At 35.0% G+C, this 18,345-nt stretch carries 18 protein-coding genes and 3 tRNA genes; 4 read left to right on the forward strand and 17 right to left on the reverse strand.

The genetic code is table 11. The features are described from left to right. Positions 1-4 precede the first annotated feature (4 nt). Genes AD60_RS10320 through pruA form a run of 3 tightly spaced genes read left to right on the forward strand, consistent with a single transcriptional unit; the run spans position 5 to position 3,119 of the window. Entirely contained in the window at positions 5-292 is a 288-nt protein-coding gene (locus AD60_RS10320) for a (2Fe-2S)-binding protein (protein WP_199177815.1), read from the forward strand. A gap of 27 nt (positions 293-319) precedes the next feature. Beyond that, complete coding sequence (locus AD60_RS01570; RefSeq protein ID WP_103876167.1) at positions 320-1,465, forward strand: FAD-binding oxidoreductase; 1,146 nt, start codon at positions 320-322, stop codon at positions 1,463-1,465. 22 nt (positions 1,466-1,487) lie between these two features. Next, positions 1,488-3,119 (forward strand): L-glutamate gamma-semialdehyde dehydrogenase, encoded by a 1,632-nt coding sequence (pruA, locus tag AD60_RS01575; RefSeq protein ID WP_211286593.1) that lies wholly within the window; start codon positions 1,488-1,490, stop codon positions 3,117-3,119. Positions 3,120-3,171: 52 nt separating this feature from the next. On the opposite strand, the gene AD60_RS01580 is transcribed toward pruA, so the two are convergent. From AD60_RS01580 to AD60_RS01665, 17 genes are all read right to left on the reverse strand, one after another. Continuing rightward, positions 3,172-3,246, reverse strand: a tRNA-Gly gene (locus tag AD60_RS01580). A gap of 10 nt (positions 3,247-3,256) precedes the next feature. Next, positions 3,257-3,344: transfer RNA gene (locus AD60_RS01585), tRNA-Leu, on the reverse strand. A gap of 17 nt (positions 3,345-3,361) precedes the next feature. Continuing rightward, positions 3,362-3,437, reverse strand: a tRNA-Lys gene (locus AD60_RS01590). A gap of 140 nt (positions 3,438-3,577) precedes the next feature. Continuing rightward, complete coding sequence (locus AD60_RS01595) at positions 3,578-4,261, reverse strand: ABC transporter permease (RefSeq protein WP_146048825.1); 684 nt, start codon at positions 4,259-4,261, stop codon at positions 3,578-3,580. Between the two features lie 21 nt (positions 4,262-4,282). After that, on the reverse strand, positions 4,283-4,639 hold the full coding sequence (locus tag AD60_RS01600) for a hypothetical protein (RefSeq protein ID WP_103876169.1): 357 nt from the start codon (positions 4,637-4,639) through the stop codon (positions 4,283-4,285). Further along, positions 4,629-4,985 (reverse strand): ABC transporter permease, encoded by a 357-nt coding sequence (locus AD60_RS01605; RefSeq protein WP_342351795.1) that lies wholly within the window; start codon positions 4,983-4,985, stop codon positions 4,629-4,631. The genes AD60_RS01600 and AD60_RS01605 overlap by 11 nt, the downstream gene beginning before the upstream one ends. 281 nt (positions 4,986-5,266) lie before the next feature. Then, positions 5,267-6,604 carry an MATE family efflux transporter gene (locus AD60_RS01615; RefSeq protein WP_103876172.1) on the reverse strand — a complete coding sequence of 446 codons (1,338 nt, stop codon included), beginning with the start codon at positions 6,602-6,604 and terminating at the stop codon, positions 5,267-5,269. Positions 6,605-6,892: 288 nt separating this feature from the next. After that, positions 6,893-7,450, reverse strand: a complete 558-nt coding sequence (locus AD60_RS01620; protein WP_103876173.1) for a glycerol-3-phosphate responsive antiterminator — start codon at positions 7,448-7,450, stop codon at positions 6,893-6,895. Between the two features lie 31 nt (positions 7,451-7,481). Further along, positions 7,482-7,874 (reverse strand): DUF1667 domain-containing protein, encoded by a 393-nt coding sequence (locus tag AD60_RS01625; protein ID WP_103876174.1) that lies wholly within the window; start codon positions 7,872-7,874, stop codon positions 7,482-7,484. Then, a complete protein-coding gene (locus AD60_RS01630; RefSeq protein ID WP_103876175.1) occupies positions 7,861-9,078 on the reverse strand; it encodes an NAD(P)/FAD-dependent oxidoreductase in 1,218 nt (405 codons plus the stop codon). Before AD60_RS01630 ends, AD60_RS01625 begins: the two co-directional genes overlap by 14 nt. After that, positions 9,075-10,502: an NAD(P)/FAD-dependent oxidoreductase gene (locus tag AD60_RS01635; protein ID WP_103876176.1), complete on the reverse strand. Its 1,428-nt coding sequence runs from the start codon at positions 10,500-10,502 to the stop codon at positions 9,075-9,077. Before AD60_RS01635 ends, AD60_RS01630 begins: the two co-directional genes overlap by 4 nt. A gap of 169 nt (positions 10,503-10,671) precedes the next feature. Beyond that, positions 10,672-12,168, reverse strand: coding sequence for a glycerol kinase GlpK (glpK, locus tag AD60_RS01640; protein ID WP_103876177.1), 1,497 nt, complete (start codon positions 12,166-12,168; stop codon positions 10,672-10,674). A 21-nt stretch (positions 12,169-12,189) separates the two neighbouring features. Beyond that, positions 12,190-12,876, reverse strand: coding sequence for a FadR/GntR family transcriptional regulator (locus AD60_RS01645; RefSeq protein ID WP_103876178.1), 687 nt, complete (start codon positions 12,874-12,876; stop codon positions 12,190-12,192). Positions 12,877-12,900: 24 nt separating this feature from the next. After that, complete coding sequence (locus AD60_RS01650; RefSeq protein WP_103876179.1) at positions 12,901-14,319, reverse strand: MFS transporter; 1,419 nt, start codon at positions 14,317-14,319, stop codon at positions 12,901-12,903. Between the two features lie 112 nt (positions 14,320-14,431). Beyond that, positions 14,432-15,250 carry a carbohydrate ABC transporter permease gene (locus AD60_RS01655; protein WP_103876180.1) on the reverse strand — a complete coding sequence of 273 codons (819 nt, stop codon included), beginning with the start codon at positions 15,248-15,250 and terminating at the stop codon, positions 14,432-14,434. A 4-nt stretch (positions 15,251-15,254) separates the two neighbouring features. Continuing rightward, entirely contained in the window at positions 15,255-16,142 is an 888-nt protein-coding gene (locus tag AD60_RS01660; RefSeq protein WP_103876181.1) for a carbohydrate ABC transporter permease, read from the reverse strand. Next, a complete protein-coding gene (locus AD60_RS01665; RefSeq protein ID WP_103876182.1) occupies positions 16,132-17,427 on the reverse strand; it encodes an extracellular solute-binding protein in 1,296 nt (431 codons plus the stop codon). Before AD60_RS01665 ends, AD60_RS01660 begins: the two co-directional genes overlap by 11 nt. Positions 17,428-17,676: 249 nt before the next feature. Here AD60_RS01665 and AD60_RS01670 point away from each other — a divergent pair, with 249 nt between their 5' ends. Next, positions 17,677-18,336, forward strand: coding sequence for a transaldolase family protein (locus tag AD60_RS01670; protein WP_103876183.1), 660 nt, complete (start codon positions 17,677-17,679; stop codon positions 18,334-18,336). The last annotated feature ends 9 nt before the right edge of the window (positions 18,337-18,345 follow it).

The raw sequence follows: 18,345 nt of genomic DNA on the forward strand, positions 1-18,345 counted from the left end.
AGTAATGGATGAAAACAAGGTAATAATTTGTAGATGTGAAGATGTAACCTTGAAAGAAATAAGGAACGCCATAAGAGAAGGTTTCACCACCGTTGAAGAAATAAAGAGGGTAACAAGAAGCGGTATGGGACCTTGTCAAGGTAAAACTTGTGGCTTGTTGATTGCAAAAGAAATTTCACAGATGACAGGCAAACCGATGGAAGAGTTAGAATTGCAAAACATCAGACCTCCCTATGGAGGAATAACCTTTGAAGAAGTAACAAAAGGAACCATAACGGAAAATAATAAATAAACCTTAATATAATTAGCAGGTGAAAACATGAAAAATAGGGCAAACGTTGTGATAATAGGCGGAGGAGTCGTAGGCTGTTCCATCGCCTACAACCTTGCCAAAAAAGGAGTTAAAGATGTAGTATTACTTGAAAAATCCTATCTTTCAAGCGGAGCAACCGGTAGATGTGGGGCGGGAGTTAGGCAGCAATGGGGCACCAAACAAAACTGTCTTTTGGCAAGCGAAAGTATGAATATTTTTGAGCACTTTGCAGATATCCTTCAAATAAAAAGAGACATAGAATTAAAGCAAAAAGGTTACTTATTACTAGCCTACTCTGATAAAGAATTAGAACAATTTAAAAAAAATATCGAAGTTCAACACAGTTTAAATATACCTTCTGTTCTATTGACTCCTAAAGAAGCTAAAGAAATCGTTCCAGACTTAAACATAGAAAAATTGGTCGGAGCTGCCTACTGTGCTAAAGATGGGCATGCCAACCCTTTCCAAGTGACTTTGGGTTATGCTGAAGCTGCACAAAGACTGGGTGTGGAAATAAATAAATTTACCGAAGTCAAAGATATAAAAACTAAAAACGATGCAGTGTTAGGGGTACAAACAAATAAAGGTTTCATAGAATGTACGAAAGTAGTTATAGCAGCAGGAGGTTGGACACAAAATATAGCTAAAATGGCTGGAGTAGATCTACCAATTTACTCTGAAAGACACGAAATATTGGTAACAGAATCTGTTAAAAATATACTCGATCCAATGTTAATGTCCTTCTCTTACAATATTTATTGTCAACAAGAACCCAATGGAAGCTTTATCATGGGTTATGGACCGGAGAACGAACCACCTAGTTACAATATGGAAAGTTCATGGGAATTTCTTGAAACTATGTCAAAGAAGGCTACGTGGTTATTGCCTCCTCTTAAAAATATTCGCATCATTAGGCAATGGGCTGGTTTATACAACGTTTCACCAGATAGGCAACCAATAGTATCACAGATTAACCAGGTAGAAGGCCTCTATGTGGCTTGTGGATTCAGTGGACATGGTTTCATGCTTGCACCAGCCGTTGGGATTCTAATGGCAGATATAGTTACAGGTGATAACTTAACTTTCGATGTAATTTTAGATTTAGAAAGATTCAACAGGGGAGAAATCATTGAAGAACCTTCTGTTGTATAAACTTAAAAAGGAGGAATCAACTTTGAAGAATTCGATACCTATTCTCGAAATGCCTGAAAACGAGCAAATTTTAAATTATCAGCCAGGAAGTAAGGAAAAGAAAGAATTAAAAGCAAAACTTTCTGAACTCAAAGGTGAAAAAATTGAAATCCCTCTTATAATTGGTGGAAAAGAAGTAAGAACAGGTAATCTTGGAAAATGTGTCATGCCTCACGATCATAGCCATGTATTGGCAGAATATCATAAAGCTGGTGAAAAAGAAATCGCAATGGCGATAGAAAGTTCCTTAGAGGCAAAGAAAGTTTGGGATAAATTTTCATGGGTTGATAGGCTATCCATTTTCAAAAAAGCAGCTGAACTGTTATCGACGAATTGGAGGTCAACATTAAATGCAGCTACCATGCTCGGTCAAAGCAAAAACGTTTTTCAAGCGGAAATAGATTCAGCCTGTGAATTGATAGACTTTTTAAGATTCAACTCATACTATGCAACAAAAATATACATGGATCAACCAAAATCTATCAAAGGTGTATGGAACAGATTAGAGTACAGACCTTTAGAAGGATTTGTTTTCGCAGTTACTCCATTTAATTTCGCTTCTATAGCAGGAAATCTACCCACGGCACCTGCTATCATGGGGAATACGGTTTTGTGGAAGCCTGCTTCTTCGGCTGTATATTCTGCATACTTCTTCATGAAATTACTACAAGAAGCTGGCTTGCCCGACGGAGTGATAAACTTCATACCTGGTCCAGGGTCCAAAATTGGAAGTATAGTTTTTAAAGATCCTAACTTTACTGGATTACATTTCACCGGTTCAGCTCCAACCTTTGAAAATATGTGGGAAACAATTGGGAAGAACATAAGAAATTACAAAACTTACCCCAGAATAGTTGGAGAAACAGGTGGAAAGGACTTTGTGATTGCACACGAAAGTAGTGAAATAGAATCACTGGTAACAGCGCTAATTAGAGGAGCTTTTGAATATCAAGGTCAAAAATGTTCGGCTGTCTCAAGAGCTTATATACCTGACAACATTTGGCCAAAGGTAAAAGAAAATTTGATAGAAAATTTGAAAGAAATTAAAATCGGCTCTCCAGAAAATTTCACTAACTTTATGAATGCTGTGATTGACAAAGAGGCTTTTGATAAGATAAAAAGTTACATAGATTTTGCAAAGGAAAGTAATGAAGCAGAAATAATCTATGGTGGAAAATGTGATGATTCTACTGGATATTTTATTGAGCCAACTGTAATATTAACCACTAATCCAAAGTTTAAAACTATGGTAGAAGAAATATTCGGCCCTGTTTTAAGTATCTACGTTTACGAGGCAAAAGAATTTGACAATGTATTGAAATTATGTGATGAAACTTCACCCTACGGTTTGACTGGAGCAATCTTCGCTCAAGATAGAAAGGCTATCAAAAAAGCAGAAGAAGTACTCGTTAACGCTGCTGGGAACTTTTACATCAACGATAAACCTACTGGTGCTGTAGTCGCTCAACAACCGTTTGGCGGTGCAAGGGCTTCAGGAACAAACGACAAGGCTGGAAGTATTATAAACCTTTTAAGATGGGTTTCCACCCGATCAATTAAAGAAAATTTCGCTCCACCAAAAAATTTCAAATATCCTTTCATGAAAGAAGAATGAAGATAGCCTCACGGCAAGTAAGTAAAATGTTCCCACTGGGGGACTTTTTTATTGGAGCGGATAATGGGATTCGAACCCACGACCCCTTGCTTGGCAAGCAAGTGCTCTACCGCTGAGCTATATCCGCAATATCAAGCTGGTGCGCGAGGTGGGACTTGAACCCACACGGATTATTAATCCACAGGATTCTAAGTCCTGCGCGTCTGCCAGTTCCGCCACTCGCGCTAATAGCTATAAAAAAATGGTGACCCGCCTGGGATTCGAACCCAGGACCCTTTGATTAAAAGTCAAATGCTCTACCAGCTGAGCTAGCGGGTCACTTAGTAGTTACATATATCAAAATCCTTTTTTACAACCGTTGAATATTATAACCGTTCACAACACTTTTGTCAAGTCTAAAGTTAAAACAAGAAGTAAAATTGAGTTTAATATTCATTGATTTTTTCGTTTTATTCCAATTATTTCTCTTCTTTCAAAAAAACCTCAGACGAAACAAACAAGAGGGAAAGCCCTCCTACAAACAAAACTAAATTAATTATTACAAAGGCGTTTAAGCTAATCTGTTTGATATTTCCTGTATACCTTACCAAATCCACCACGTATTTAACAGGCAAAATGTTACCTACCCATCTAACAGATGAAGGCAAAAATTCAACAGGAAAATATACACCCGAAAAGAAAGTCATTGCGAAATAAAGAATAGAAGCAATTTCTATTGTTACCGAAGGTTCTTTGAACAACAATAAAAGCAATATCCCAAATCCCATCATTCCTATAGATGAAGTAAAAAACACTATAACAAGCAGACTCCAGTTGAATGTCAAACTCGAATCAAATATTATTTTACCTAAAAAAACTATAATAAACATAGATACGAGATTCAAAAAAAGCTTAGTAGATGAAGCCGATAAAGTTAATTCTATCGGTTTCATAGGTGAGGCTTTAAGTCTTTTAATCGTGCCTAGTTTTCGATACCTTCCAAATATGTTTATCATTGAAAACATTCCGCCTGATAAAAGCGAAAATCCTATAACCCCGGTTAAAATAAAATCCAAAAAATTTTCTTGACTTTCTCCTATGGGGGTTTCAACAAATTCCGCGTTTATATAATCTTCATTCATCCCTAAAAAATACTTTTTCAACAAACTTTGCAATTTTAACTTTTAAAATATATTGCTCTGATTATTTATGTCTGTTTCTTTTTGAACAAAGGTTATTTGATTATTCTCAACTATAATTATTCCCATATCGATCTGATCGCTTTCTAAAGCTTGACTTAAAGAGTTTTTGTCTTCAAAAATTAAAACTTGATAAGGAAGAGCTTCTACAATCCCCACTTCAAAATTACCCGCGATTCCCAATTTATAATCAACACTTGGGTCAGTCTCTGTGCCAAAAATAAACCCGAAAAGCAACATCAATAGAACGGGTAAAAGCAGAGTAAAGAAAACTTCTATACCGTTTCTAAAGGTTTCTTTATAAAATATACCCATTAAAGAAAACATACGTTTATTTTTCACGGTAAACCATCCCCTTATAACTCATCGAAAAGATTAAGATAGATGCCAACATCCAGATAACAGGCACAATTATATTAACTGGGACAAGAACTTTTCCAGTCATCAACTTCCTCATCCCATCCACTAAATAAGTAACGGGGTTAAAATAAACGTACCATCTTATAAACCAAGGTGTATTAGTCACTTCAAAATAAAATCCGCTTAAAAAAATGGTCGCTTGATATATGATCTGAGAAATTGCTTCGGCGGATACCATATTTTTATACAATGAAGAAAGAAGAAGGCCAACACTAATTATTACCATGATTGAAAAACCACTGTAGGCTATAAATTGTGGTTTATATATATATAAGGACTAACATCAAAAAGGTAAGCCTCAATATATAAAACGATCAAAGAAAGTATCAGTAAGATGACATGTGAAAGTAAAAAACTAAAAAAGTATTCGTTCCCTCTTATAGGAGTGGAGTTTAGCCTTTTAAAAACACCTTTTTCAACGTAATACGAAAAATCAAAAGGCATATTAAATACGGCTACCGTCAAAACAGACATCAAAATAATGGCAGGAAATAAAAAATCTCTGTATCTATAAGGTTCTGATTGTTTTATCCCTATAACGTCTAAAACTTAAGCCTCTTCTAAAACGTTTCTAAGCCATTTTTTACTTCTATATCTGAAAAAAAGAATTATTGATTTTATAATCTCTTCTATCATTGTTAAAAGATAAACGCTAGGAAAACTTAAATTTAATAACAACCCTCCAATTGCAGATAAAGGAACCCCTATAAACCACAACGTAGACGCTTCAACCAAAAAAGAGAATCTTGTGTCTCCTCCAGCTCTTAAAAATCCGACAACGTTCATGCCGTTGAAGCTTTTTAGCGGTAGAAAACCCATTGAAATAATTATTGTGACTTTTACCATATTTTTAACTTCTTCTGAAACATCAAATACATCAACTACTAAAAACGTAGTTACTATCCCTACAATAGCGGCTATTACACTTATTAACTCCGCCAATTTTAAGGCTTTTTTGGAGGTTTCCAAGGCTTCTTCAAATTTAGATACTCCCAATATATTTCCAATAATTACAGATGCAGCGTTAGCTATAGAAAAAGTCACTGAAACTGCAAACCCCTCAATAGTTGACATGACTCTTTGAGCAGCTATTACACTTGTTCCCATATGGGCATAAACAACGGTATACATAGTGAACCCTAATGACCACGCGAATTCGTTTGCCAAAGTAGGTAAGGCGTAATGAAAGAAATTCTTCATAAATTTTGAATTCAATTCAGCAACATGTTTAAAATAAGCCCTTCCTGGGAGCTTTCCAACGTAAACTATAAAAACTGTTGCAGTACATCCGATCGCTCTAGCAATCAAAGTCCCTATTGCAGCACCTTTTATACCTAAAACAGGAAAACCCATCTTACCAAAGATAAGCAAATAATTTAGCAAGATGTTTGTAGATAATTCTATAATGGTTATTATCAAAGGCAAATGAGCTTTTCCTATACTTCTAAGCATAAAAGAAAAAACCATTGTAATTGCAAATAATGGGTAACTAAAAGCAATTACCCTTAAATAAGGGACTCCAGCTTTAATAACTTCGATATCTGGGCTAAAAAATCTTAAAACTAATTCCGGAGTAAAATAGCTCAATAAAAAGAATGCGACAGAGAAGAGAAGGGAGGACAAGATAGTTAACGCAACAGAACGAGATAATCCATCCTCATCTTTTTTCCCCCAATACTGTGCAAAGAAAATACCTCCTCCAGAAACTAATCCAAACAATATTAAGTTGTATAAAAAGAAAAACTGATTTGAAAGTCCGACTGAAGCTATGGCAACCTCTCCCAAAAGGCCAATCATTAAGGTATCAACAAAATTAACACTTGTAAAGATAACTTGCTGAAGGGCTATCGGGAAAGCTATTCTTATTATTCTTTTGTAGATATCCATTGGAACCCCCACAATACATTTTGTAAAACGAAGAATATATACACAAAGGAAATTCTATCATAACTGTCATGGCTTTTATTCTAAAAAATATGAAAATAATTGTTAAGAATCACTCGGAAGAAAAACTGTGAATTTACTAGAGTAAAATTGGACAATATCAAATACTAGAAAGAAATAAGTCTACTCAAAAAGAGTTTTCTCAGAGCAGACTTAGTATACAACTTCTTTATCGTAAACTTTAAACTAAGGGTTTAAAAGAGAAAGAATACCTGGGCAACCAGAACCTTTTCACCACAAATCTTTAGCACTGGTAGAAATAGCATGGATACCATTTTTAAAGAGTTTCAGAACTTCCTCTTCTTTACTGATTAATCCTCCAGCTATCAAACATACTTTTGTTCCTATATTTTCTAAAAAATATGGAGCCGCTATCGCGGGTAATATTTCAAAGGCATCAGGTTGAGAAGTTTTTTCCAGAAAATTTACAACAGATTTTAAAGAATTAGAATCTATCAAAAACACCCTTTGAACTGCCATTAAATTTTCTTGCATAGCAGTTTTTATAGCGTTATTTTTCGTGGATATGATTCCATCACATAACTTTTTACGAGCTAAATATTCAATACCTTTTTTATCAGAAGCGATACCTTCCAGTAAATCGATATTGATAAATAATTTTTTATTAAATTGTTTTACAATGGGCATAACATCTTCTAAAATTAATATAGATCCCGTAAGCAAAAAGATGATAGGGGATTCAGTTTTTAAAGCATCATCTAAGTCATCTAAATTTCTGACGGCAGGAATTATCGTGTTTTTTTTGATTAAATTACATAAACCTTTCATATTATCTCCTTTTAAGATACTTTTTTGTATCTTATTTTTTCCTGTTCACACTTCTAGTAGCTATTATATCACTACCTGTGCCCAATATATTTTGTATAACAACATCCCCTCTTTTGATAGGTGCTTTTACCTTTGTTTCTTTTAATATTTTCATTATGTCATTTATAAGTCTTAATGGAACGGGTTTATCAGACCTAACCGAAGCCATCGGGATTTCTCCATCTTCTACTTTTACGCTTGTTACCACCACTCTTAAGGGATCCGTGATTTCTTGCTTTACAAATTCTAATCCTCTTTTGCATCTGTTCCCTTTAACTTCTACAATTTCTATTTCATCCGCATCTGCATAAATAACGTTTATTTTACATCCCAAAGGACAAGTTGTACAAACTACTTTCTTTTTTTTATATTCAACCGAGTTCACGTGCACTCACCTCTATTTCTTTCAAATTCTTATCCTTAAATGGTTTCATGGAAATTTCAATCATTTCAGATGGTCTGGCCTCTTCTTCCACCATCTTAATTCCAAGAGGTTCTACTGTAACTTCTGCTCTTTTGAAAGTTTTTGAAACTCTAAGGTACAATTTTGTCCTTTCGTTGGGATCTATATACATTGGATGCAGTACATTTATGTTTTTCCCTTTTATAACTTTTACTTTTTGTTCTGGAAAGTATTGATTTTGTGCATACAGAGCTGCATATTTACCGGCTTTTTCTCCTTCTCTCGAAACATAGTCCACTAAATCAAATACAACTGTACAGTTACCAGCTGCAAAGATCCAATCTTCAGAGGTTTGGTTTGTATTAGATGTAATAAATCCAGGGGCAGTTTCAACAAATTTAATAGGATCTGTTAAAGGTATGAGGCCCACCGATGTTACGAGAGAATCTACGTTGAATATCTTTTCGGTATTTGGAATGATTTGTCTATTTTCATCCACTTGAGATACGTAAACTTTACCTAATCTCTTATTTCCCTCTACCCTTGTGACGGTATGGGAAAGATACAATGGAATATTATAATCCCTTAGACATTGTTGAACGTTTCTTTCCAACCCACCCGGGTATGGCAAAATTTCTACAACACCTTTTACTTCTATTCCCTCTAAATGAAGCCTGCGAGCCATTATTAATCCAATATCCCCCGAACCGACTATCAAGGCGCTATTAGCTGGCTTAAGATTTTGAAGGTTGATGTATTTTTGAGCTACTCCTGCAGTAAAAATACCAGCAACCCTATCTCCAGGAACCGCAAGTGAATTAAAATGTCTTTCTCTTGCCCCTGTTGCCATAACTAAAGCCTTTGTTTTTATCTCGTGTATCCCTTTATGATTGACAAAAGTCAATTGTTTATCCTTATTCACATCCAACACAAAAGCGCTGTTTAATACTTTTACATTCGTATGCTCTAATTCTTCTTGAAGAGTTTCTTTGAATTCTGGACCGGTTAAATCCTTTCTATAGTAATGTATCCCAAAACCATTGTGAATACATTGATTCAAAACTCCACCGTTTTCTTCTTCCCTCTCAATAAGAATCACGTTTGCACCATTTTTATCTGCAGCTTTAGCAGCGGCCATTCCTCCTCCGCCACCGCCTAATACAACAACATCTGTTTCGTATTTCATATCATCCTCACCTCGGAATTTATTATCCACGAACCTTCTTCATTTTGAAGTACTTCTTCTGGTTTTAGCCCTGTCTCTTCGGAGATTATTTTCAATATTTTTGGTGTGCAAAAACTTCCTTGACATTCTCCAAAAGACGCTCTCGTAGCAAATTTAACATCATCTAAAGTTCTTGCACCGCTTTTTATAGCCTCTTTAATCTCTTTTTTTGTTATTTTGTTACAATAGCAGATCATTTCTCCCGCTTCGGGATCTTCTTGAATGACTCTTCCCCAATAGTCGTAATCCCTTTCCACTAAATGTGGAACTTTTTCAATATGAGTGAGGTAATTTTCCCTTTTTTGTAAATTAATATGCAACTTTTCTTGAATAAGATATTCAACAACATACCTTGCAATAGCAGGCGCAGCGGTTAATCCAGGTGATCTTATGCCAGAAACATGTATAACATTCCCTTCGCCTACATCGATATGAAAATCTTTTTCTCTTGTTTCAGGTCTTAGACCAGCAAATGCTTTTACTACATTCCTTGAAAAATCTAAAGTTGGAACCAATCTCAAAGACTTTTCTCTGACTTCTAAAAGCCCTTCTTGAGTCGTAGAAAAATCTTGTTTTGATTTCACACCATGAGCAGTAGGTCCAGCTAAAAAACCCCCATCCACAGTTGGAACCACCAAACAACCTTTCGTCAACTTAGAGGGAGTTGGAAAAATGACAGAATTTGCGTATTTTATATTCTTTCCTAAAAGATAGTACTCACCTTTTACAGGGAAAATATAAGGTACCTCATCTCCAAAAAATTTTGCTACCTCATCTGCATACAATCCTGCGACATTAATAACTAAATCGGCTATATAACTGCTCCCATCTTCAAAGAGCAATTCAAACTTGTTATCTTTCTTTTTCACTTCAACAAGTTTCTTATTTTTTAAAACTTTTCCTCCGTTAATCTCTAACGATCTTGAAGCTTGCATAGCTACTTCCCACGGCTCAGTCACACCTGCTATAGGACAATAAAAGGATTTTAATGCATCGCTATTTAAATTTGGCTCCATTTCTAATAGTTCCGTCTTATCTAAAATCTCATATTCTTGGACCCCGTTTTGAATTGCCCTTTCTTCTAACTCATCGATTGCTTTTAACTCTTCTTCGTTTAAGGCAACAACATGTGACCCAACTCTTTTCACTTCTACAGAAAGTTCTTGCGATATCTCATCGTATAATTTATTACCCTTATAACATAGTTCTGCCCTTAAACTTCCTGGAGTATCGTCATACCCCCCGTGAATTATTCCAGAATTTCCTTTTGTGACTCCTGTTCCTATTCCGTTTCTTGCTTCAAATATGAAGACATCTTCTATATATTTGTTAATTTCTCTTGCAATTAAACTTCCTACTATTCCAGAACCTATAACCGCTATCAACTTTTACCAACCTCCTGATATTATAAAAAAAACCATATCCTTTACGAAATAATTTCGCTTTAGGATATGGTTTTCTCTTATTCTCCACCATTTTATTATTAACTTTTATTTTTTATATATTTTAACATACTTAAATTAAATAAAAGTTAAAATGCTTACTACTATTTGATCATTTTTCTTCAATCCAATTTTTTGCCCTTTCAACGGCTCTTTTCCAACCTGCATACAACTTTTCTCTTTCATCAGCATCCATTTGTGGAGTAAATAGAGCATCCCGTTTCCATTTTCTTAATAATTCTTCCTGCCCATTCCAAAAACCAACAGCCAAACCTGCCAAATATCCAGCTCCTAAAGCCGTCGTCTCGTTAACTACTGGTCTTTCAACCTCTACACCAAGAATATCAGCTTGGAATTGCAATAGGAAATTATTTAATGCGGCACCACCATCCACCCGCAGAGTCTTAAGCTTTATACCCGAATCAGCCTCCATAGCTTCAAGAACGTCTCTTGTTTGATATGCTATAGATTCCAAAGTAGCTCTAATAATGTGTGCTTTTGATGATCCTCTTGTTAATCCAACGATTGTACCCCTTGCATACATATCCCAGTAAGGAGCTCCAAGCCCTGCAAATGCCGGCACAAAATAAACACCGCCATTATCTTTCACTTTAGTTGCATAATATTCTGTATCTGCAGCACTATCAACTATCTTTAATTCATCTCTAAGCCATTGAACAGCAGCACCTGTAACGAAAATGGATCCTTCCAAGGCATAGTTAACCTTTCCATTAATTCCGTAAGCTATTGTAGTTAATAGACCATGTTTAGATTCAATAGGTTCTTCCCCTGTGTTCATTAACATGAAGCACCCAGTTCCGTAAGTATTTTTTACCATACCTTTTTCATAGCAAACCTGACCAAACGTAGCAGCTTGCTGATCCCCTGCTATTCCGGCAATGGGCACTTCTGCACCGAAAACATCCGGATCGGTATTACCGTATATTTGACTTGAAGGTTTTACCTCTGGTAACAGAGAAGAAGGAATGTTTAACTCTTTAAGAAGGTCTTCATCCCATTTACGCTCGAAAATATTGTATATCATTGTTCTTGATGCATTGGTATAATCAGTAACGTGAACTTTCCCGTTAGTTAGCTTCCATATTAACCACGTATCTATAGTACCAAACCTAAGTTTTCCTGCTTCTGCTTTTTCCTTGGTTCCTTCAACATTATCCAAAATCCATTTAATTTTGGTTCCAGAAAAATAAGCATCTACCATGAGACCGGTCTTATGCTTAATTGTTTCTTCCAAACCTTTTTCTTTTAATGTATCGCAAATTTTTGAAGTCCTTCTATCTTGCCAAACGATCGCATTGTGAAGAGGTTTCCCTGTTTCTGCATCCCAAATGACTGTTGTCTCTCTTTGATTAGTTATACCAATCGCACTGATTTGACTACGGTTAATATTCCCTCGCGCCATAGCATCCGCTATAACCCCCATGGTAGTTGCCCAAATTTCATTAGGATCATGCTCCACCCATCCGGGTTTAGGATAATACTGCATAAACTCTTGCTGTGCTACACTAACAACATTCCCATCGTGATCAAAAATTATTGCCCGGGAACTTGTAGTCCCTTGATCGATTGATAAAATATACTTTTCCATTACAATCCTCCTAAAAACTTTTTACTTTTTCAATCCTTCGATTATTGTGTCGTAATGTAACTCAATATACAATAAAAGTTTATTTAAATCTCTTTCTTTCAACGATTTCAATATATTTCGATGATTTTCAAGTGTTTTTTTGTTGTATGTATTTGTGAACAAATAATCTTCCTTCATTACCCTCCAAACTTTTTGTTGGATAAAACTTGTTAAATAATCTAAGAAATTCTCTATTATTGGATTTTTCGAGTATTTTGCATATAACTGGTGAAATTTAAAATCTTGGGCAAGGGAATTCTCTAAATCTTTTGTAATTATGGCTTTGCTAAAATCGTCACAAATCTTCGCCATATCATTTATCAGTTTATCATCTAAATGTTTAAAAACGGAAAAAGCTATAGAACGCTCTAATATTTTCCTACTTTCCATTAAATCATCAACATCGTAATCTGGAAAAGATAGTCCAAAAGAATTTTTATAATATCTTTTTACGTAGTTGCCACTTCCTTGCACACTTTCCACAACGTTGATAGCTTTTAAATAACTGATAACCTCTCTTATAACTATCCTTGAGACATTATACTTTTTTGAAAGATCTCTTTCTGAAGGTAATTTTTCACCAATTTTTATTTTTGTATTTTCTATCTGTTTAAGTATGTCTTCTATAATTTCCTTACTTTTTCCATCTTTTTTAATGTCATTACTCATGCAGTGTTATCTCCTTAACTCACCTTAAATCAATTCTTTTTTCAATTCAGTTATTTCTTTTTCTAATTCTTCTTTTATTGTTTTATTATCTCTTTTCGCCTCTAGATATTCTCTTAATTTTTCATGTCTTTTAGAATTTAATGGATATCTAACTGCTGCAATTATTCCTAAAACCAATAAAATTATGGGAACGAAAGAAATTATGAATCTTAATGCAAATAAAAAACTCTCGGGCTGAAATTGTTCTACACCATCTATTGGATTAACAAATCCTGCTATTCCTAATGAAAAGGTAACTCCTGCAACAGCCAAACCAGACGCCACTTTCCTGACAAACGTCATCAGACCACTCAAAGTACCCTCTTCCCTTTTACCAAATTTTAACTCAGCAACATCTGTTACATCCCCAAATATAGTATAAGGCATAACTGCGACTGCCGAAACTCCTGCACCTATTATTGCAGCCATTAAAATTACCTGGAACATCGTTACATCAGGGGAAAATGTGAAAAGAATGAATCCCGCAACACACCATACTAACGCACCTAAAATATACGAGATATTTTTGGATGTCTTTTTAGCAACAAAGGCATAAAATGGGATAAAAATAATTTCGGCTATGAAAAGAGCACCTAAAGCTATGGGAAGTAAGCCTTCATTTCCAATATAATATTTAGTATAATAGGCAAAAATGGTTGAAACTACATCTATCGATAAGTAGGCTAGAAGATACATAGCGATAAGGAGTCGAAAGCTTTTAATTTTAAAAGGTTCAAAAAACATATTGAAAAAGTTGAAGGTACTTTTCTCTTTTGAAAACTCTTCTCTTTCCTTGGTGAACATAAAAACACCAATCCACGGAATTGAAAAGATCAAACCAAAGGTTATTGCCATCACTATATACCCTGTTCTGATATCAGAAAAAGCATTCACAATTAACATTGGAAGTACCGCACAAACCAAACCCGCACCTATCGAAAAGGCAAGTCTATATGAATTTAAAGATGTCCTTTCATTGTAATCTAACGTTAATTCGGCTCCTAAAGCAGTATAAGGTGTCATAACCATAGTAAATACGGTTGTAAAAGCTATATATGCCGTTAGTGCGTAAATGAATTTCCCCAATTGATTAGGAAAACTTGCTGGATACCAAAGAATGAAAAAAGATATAAAGATCAAAAAGGTTCCTGCCAGCAAGTAAGGTCTTCTTCTGCCAAACCTAGTTCTGGTATTATCGGTTATGAATCCCATTAAAGGATCTGTAACAGCATCCCAAATTTTACCAATTAAAAGAATGGGAGCAATATACTGCATCTTCAGACCGATGACATCAGTAAGGAAGATAGCGTAGAAAAAATTTATTATATTGAAAGCACCACCACCAAAAATATCCCCCGACGCATAGAACAACTTAGTTTTCAAAGGTAGTTTTTCACTTTTCACTTTTCCCTTCCTCCTCATCCACCTTTTTAATATTTATCCATCAATTTTATCCCCTAATAATTAATAAACACATAATGATTTTATCACATATTAGCTGGATTTTTTTTATACTTTAACCTTTTACTCCACCACCCATTCCTCCAATTAAATACCGTTGAAAAGCTAAAGTTATTACAAAAACGGGAATTAACATTATAGTCCCCGCTGCAGCTAACTGCCCCCAAAGCGGAGCATATTGGCCCATAAAACCGTTAATAACGACAGGAGCTGTTTTAGCGTTCGAACTAGTTAAAACTAAAGCATACAAAAATTCATTCCAAGACATCATAAAAGTGAAAACAGTAGCGACTACTAACCCCGGCCCAACGAGGGGGATAAAAATCTTCCAAAAAACCTTTTTTCTGTTGCAACCGTCAACTAAAGCTGCTTCTTCGTATTCTATGGGTACACTCGAAAAAAATGGTAATAAAACCCAAATAACGTAAGGTATGTTAAAACTCATATGAGCAAATATGAGAGCTATTAATGTGTCTGTTAACCCCAATGATCTAAACATCATAAACAAAGGGATAGATAGAGAAATTTGAGGAATCATTCTTGAAATAAGGAAAGAATACGATAAAGCCTTTCTATATCTGAATTTGAATCTTGACAGCGCATATGAAGCCATAGCTCCAACTACTAAAGAAAAAGAGGTCGATAAGATACTAACAATAAGACTGTTCCTTAATCCCAACATAACGTCTTTTCTTTGAAAAACCTTTTTGTAACTATCCAGTGTAGGCTTGAAGCTAAAAGGATTTGCTGACCATATGTCAATATCTTTTTTGAAACTGTTCATTATTATTATAGCAATTGGAAAAAGTTCTACGATTAAAATTATTATCGATATAAAAATGATTAAATACATCTTCAGTTTTTTCTTCTTCATTTTTTCAACTCCCACTATCCATATTTCTTCGAACCAAAAAATTTGCGATAATTAAACTTATCACTATCAGAATAACTCCCATGGCTGAAGCGTAACCAACGTTAAAATATCTAAAGGCCTGTTTATGAATATACAAAGACAATAAAGTGGTAGCGTTACTTGGACCTCCTCCTGTCATAACAAAAACTTCAGAAAAAATACGCAATGCATCTATCAGCCTTAACAATAAAGCGGTAGTTATTGTTGGTCTAAGCAAAGGAATAATTATCTTTATTACCTTATCCCAAAATTTTGCACCATCTAAATCAGCAGCTTCTATCAATGAAGAGGGTATGTTAATGAGTCCAGAGTATATAAACATAAACATGAAAGGCCACATCCTCCATATATCTTGAATAATAACTGCTGCATATGCTGTTCCTGGGTTGGCAAGCCAAGCAGTTTGTGGGATACCTAATGTATTCAGCAAAAAACTAATCGCACCATACTCGGGTTGTAACATTAAACGCCATGTTAAACCCGATAAAACTGGCAGAACAAAGACGGGTAAAAGCAATAAGGATCTTATTAGATTTACACCTTTAAATTCTCTATTAAGTAGCAAAGCGACAAAGAACCCCATAATTAGTTCTATAGGGATAGCTATAAATATGAATCCCAATTGAAGAAATAAAGCATGCCAAAATTCTTTATCTTGAAATATTCTTACATAATTAGATATTCCAATGAACCCTCTTGAAGATTCATCTACAAGAGGCCAGTTGAAAAATGAGATACCTACTGCATATATGATAGGATAAATTAAAACTAGTCCTACTAAAATTAAGGCAGGTAGTATAAAATAAAGGACGGGGGATCTCTCCCCTATCCTTTTGTTCTTCTTAGTAGCCATATCTCCCAAGCACCTCGTCAATCCCTTTGATCATGTTATCTATAGCAGTTTCTGGAGTTACTCTTCCTGTAACGCCCGCTAACCAATTTACCTTTATTACGTCCGAAACTTCTGCATATCTTTCGAACCTTGGCCTTGAGACAGAATATCTCATAGAATTGAATATGCCAACAAAATATGGTTTTTGTTCTATGAACTTTGGATCAAGCAAAAGATCCGTACGAGCTGGAGTTAATCCAACCTTTACTAATTCCTTTCCTGCCTCATATGAGGACCACCAATATGCAAATTCTGCTGCAGCTTCTTTATTCTTAGAAGCTTTAGGAATCCCCAGCATCCAAGTTCCTCGAACAGGAGCTCTTCTGACAGGACCTGCTGGTGGAGCACTATAGTAAATCCTTCCGGAAACAAGTGATTGATCAGGATTTTCATGATCTGGAATTATGGCGGGCCATTGAAACATTGAGAAAACTTTTCCTTGGTTGAAGGCTGCAATCCTTTCAGAATGTCCCATATCTTGCCAGCCTGGAGGGGCAAACTCACACAACGCCTTGTACATATTTAAGGCTTCAATGGCTTTTTCTCTATCTAACACAACTTCAAAATCATGTTCTCCAACTTGTTCTAATACCTTAGTACCGTATGATTCAAACATCAGTATTGCTTCAGCAGTTGCACCCTCTGCACTCTTTGTAAATGGAGCGAAACCGTATATTCCTTTGTTGGATAGAAATTCACTCATTTCAAGTAATTGGTCAAAGTTTTGCGGAATATCTAATTCGTAACCATACTTTTCTTGAAATTCCTTTTTATACTGTTCATTGTTTACAATATCCTTTCTAGTCATCCATACATAAACGTTACCGTTAATAGGGAGCCCTCTGTAACTTCCATCCCAATAAGAACCTTCTGGGACACCAGGGATCAAATCTCTTTCAAGATCAATTTTAGGATAAACTTTTCCTTGTGGCCACTGGGAATACGGGATGAAAAGATCACCAAATTGAGGAACAAATGGTTCATCGATAGATACCAAATCATAATCTGTTCTGTTCTGTGATATAGAAACGGCTGTTTTTTCAAGAATAGATCCACTAGGAAGTCTTTCAAAGATCACATCAATTCCTGTTTCTTTTTCGAATTCATCAATCATAGACTCTACTGCGACGGTTAAAGCATCATCCCAAACAAGCACCCTAATAGTAGTACCTTTGTAAGATTGTGCAAACAAAAATGTTCCTGCCATTAGTACAAAAATTACCAATAAACTAAAAACTCTTTTCATAATTACCCCTCCTTTCAAGATTTTGATTCCATCCAACACATTTTTGAAACACATAATTATTTTACTATTGGTAATATCATTTTGCAAGTCCGAAAAAAGACATTCTCTTTCGATTAGAGTTGATTATTGACATTTATTAACGATTACAAAGGTTTTTCTTAATTTTTCTTTATTTTTTTACCTTTGACAAATAAATAAAAAATGGTATAATGGTATTACCATTAATTTTTTAAAGGAGGTTTTTTGCTAATGAAACTCTTTCTTGATAGTGCTAAAATAGATGAAATCACCTATGCAATTGAAAAATGGGGCATAGAAGGTGTAACCAGTAATCCGAAACACATTAGAAAATCGGGCAAATCTATGGAATATTTCATGAATGAAGTAAAAAAAGTTGTTGAATCTACAGATATCACTGTTAGTATTGAAATTAATCCTCACCTAAACCAAGCAGAAGCAATGGCTGAAGAAGCCAAAAAAATCGCTTCTATATGTAAGAATTTCGTAGTAAAAATCCCTGCAACCGAAGAAGGATTATATGCATTAAAATTGTTGAATGGTTCAGATGTCAAGGTAAATGTAACTCTAGTTTTTAATTCTTTCCAAGCCTTACAAGCTGCTAGAATGGGTGCCTATTATATAAGTCCATTTGTCGGCTGGAGAGAAGAAAGAGGAGAAAATAACATTAATTTTATTTCAGACATCGTTAGCGCTGTTCATAATTATGATTTTAAATCAGAGGTTTTAGTTGCCGCTGTAAGAAACGCCAAACAAATTAATGAAGCCATAAATGCTAAGGCTGATATTCTTACTGCGGGATTTGATGTTTATAAAAACGCTTTTCAGACACCATATACCAAAATGGGCTTAGATATATTTTCTGAGGCATGGGACTCAATAGAAAGATAGGAGGAATGA

Source organism: Petrotoga sp. SL27 (genome assembly GCF_002924605.1).
In the GTDB taxonomy this organism is placed as follows: Bacteria; Thermotogota; Thermotogae; order Petrotogales; family Petrotogaceae; genus Petrotoga; species Petrotoga sibirica.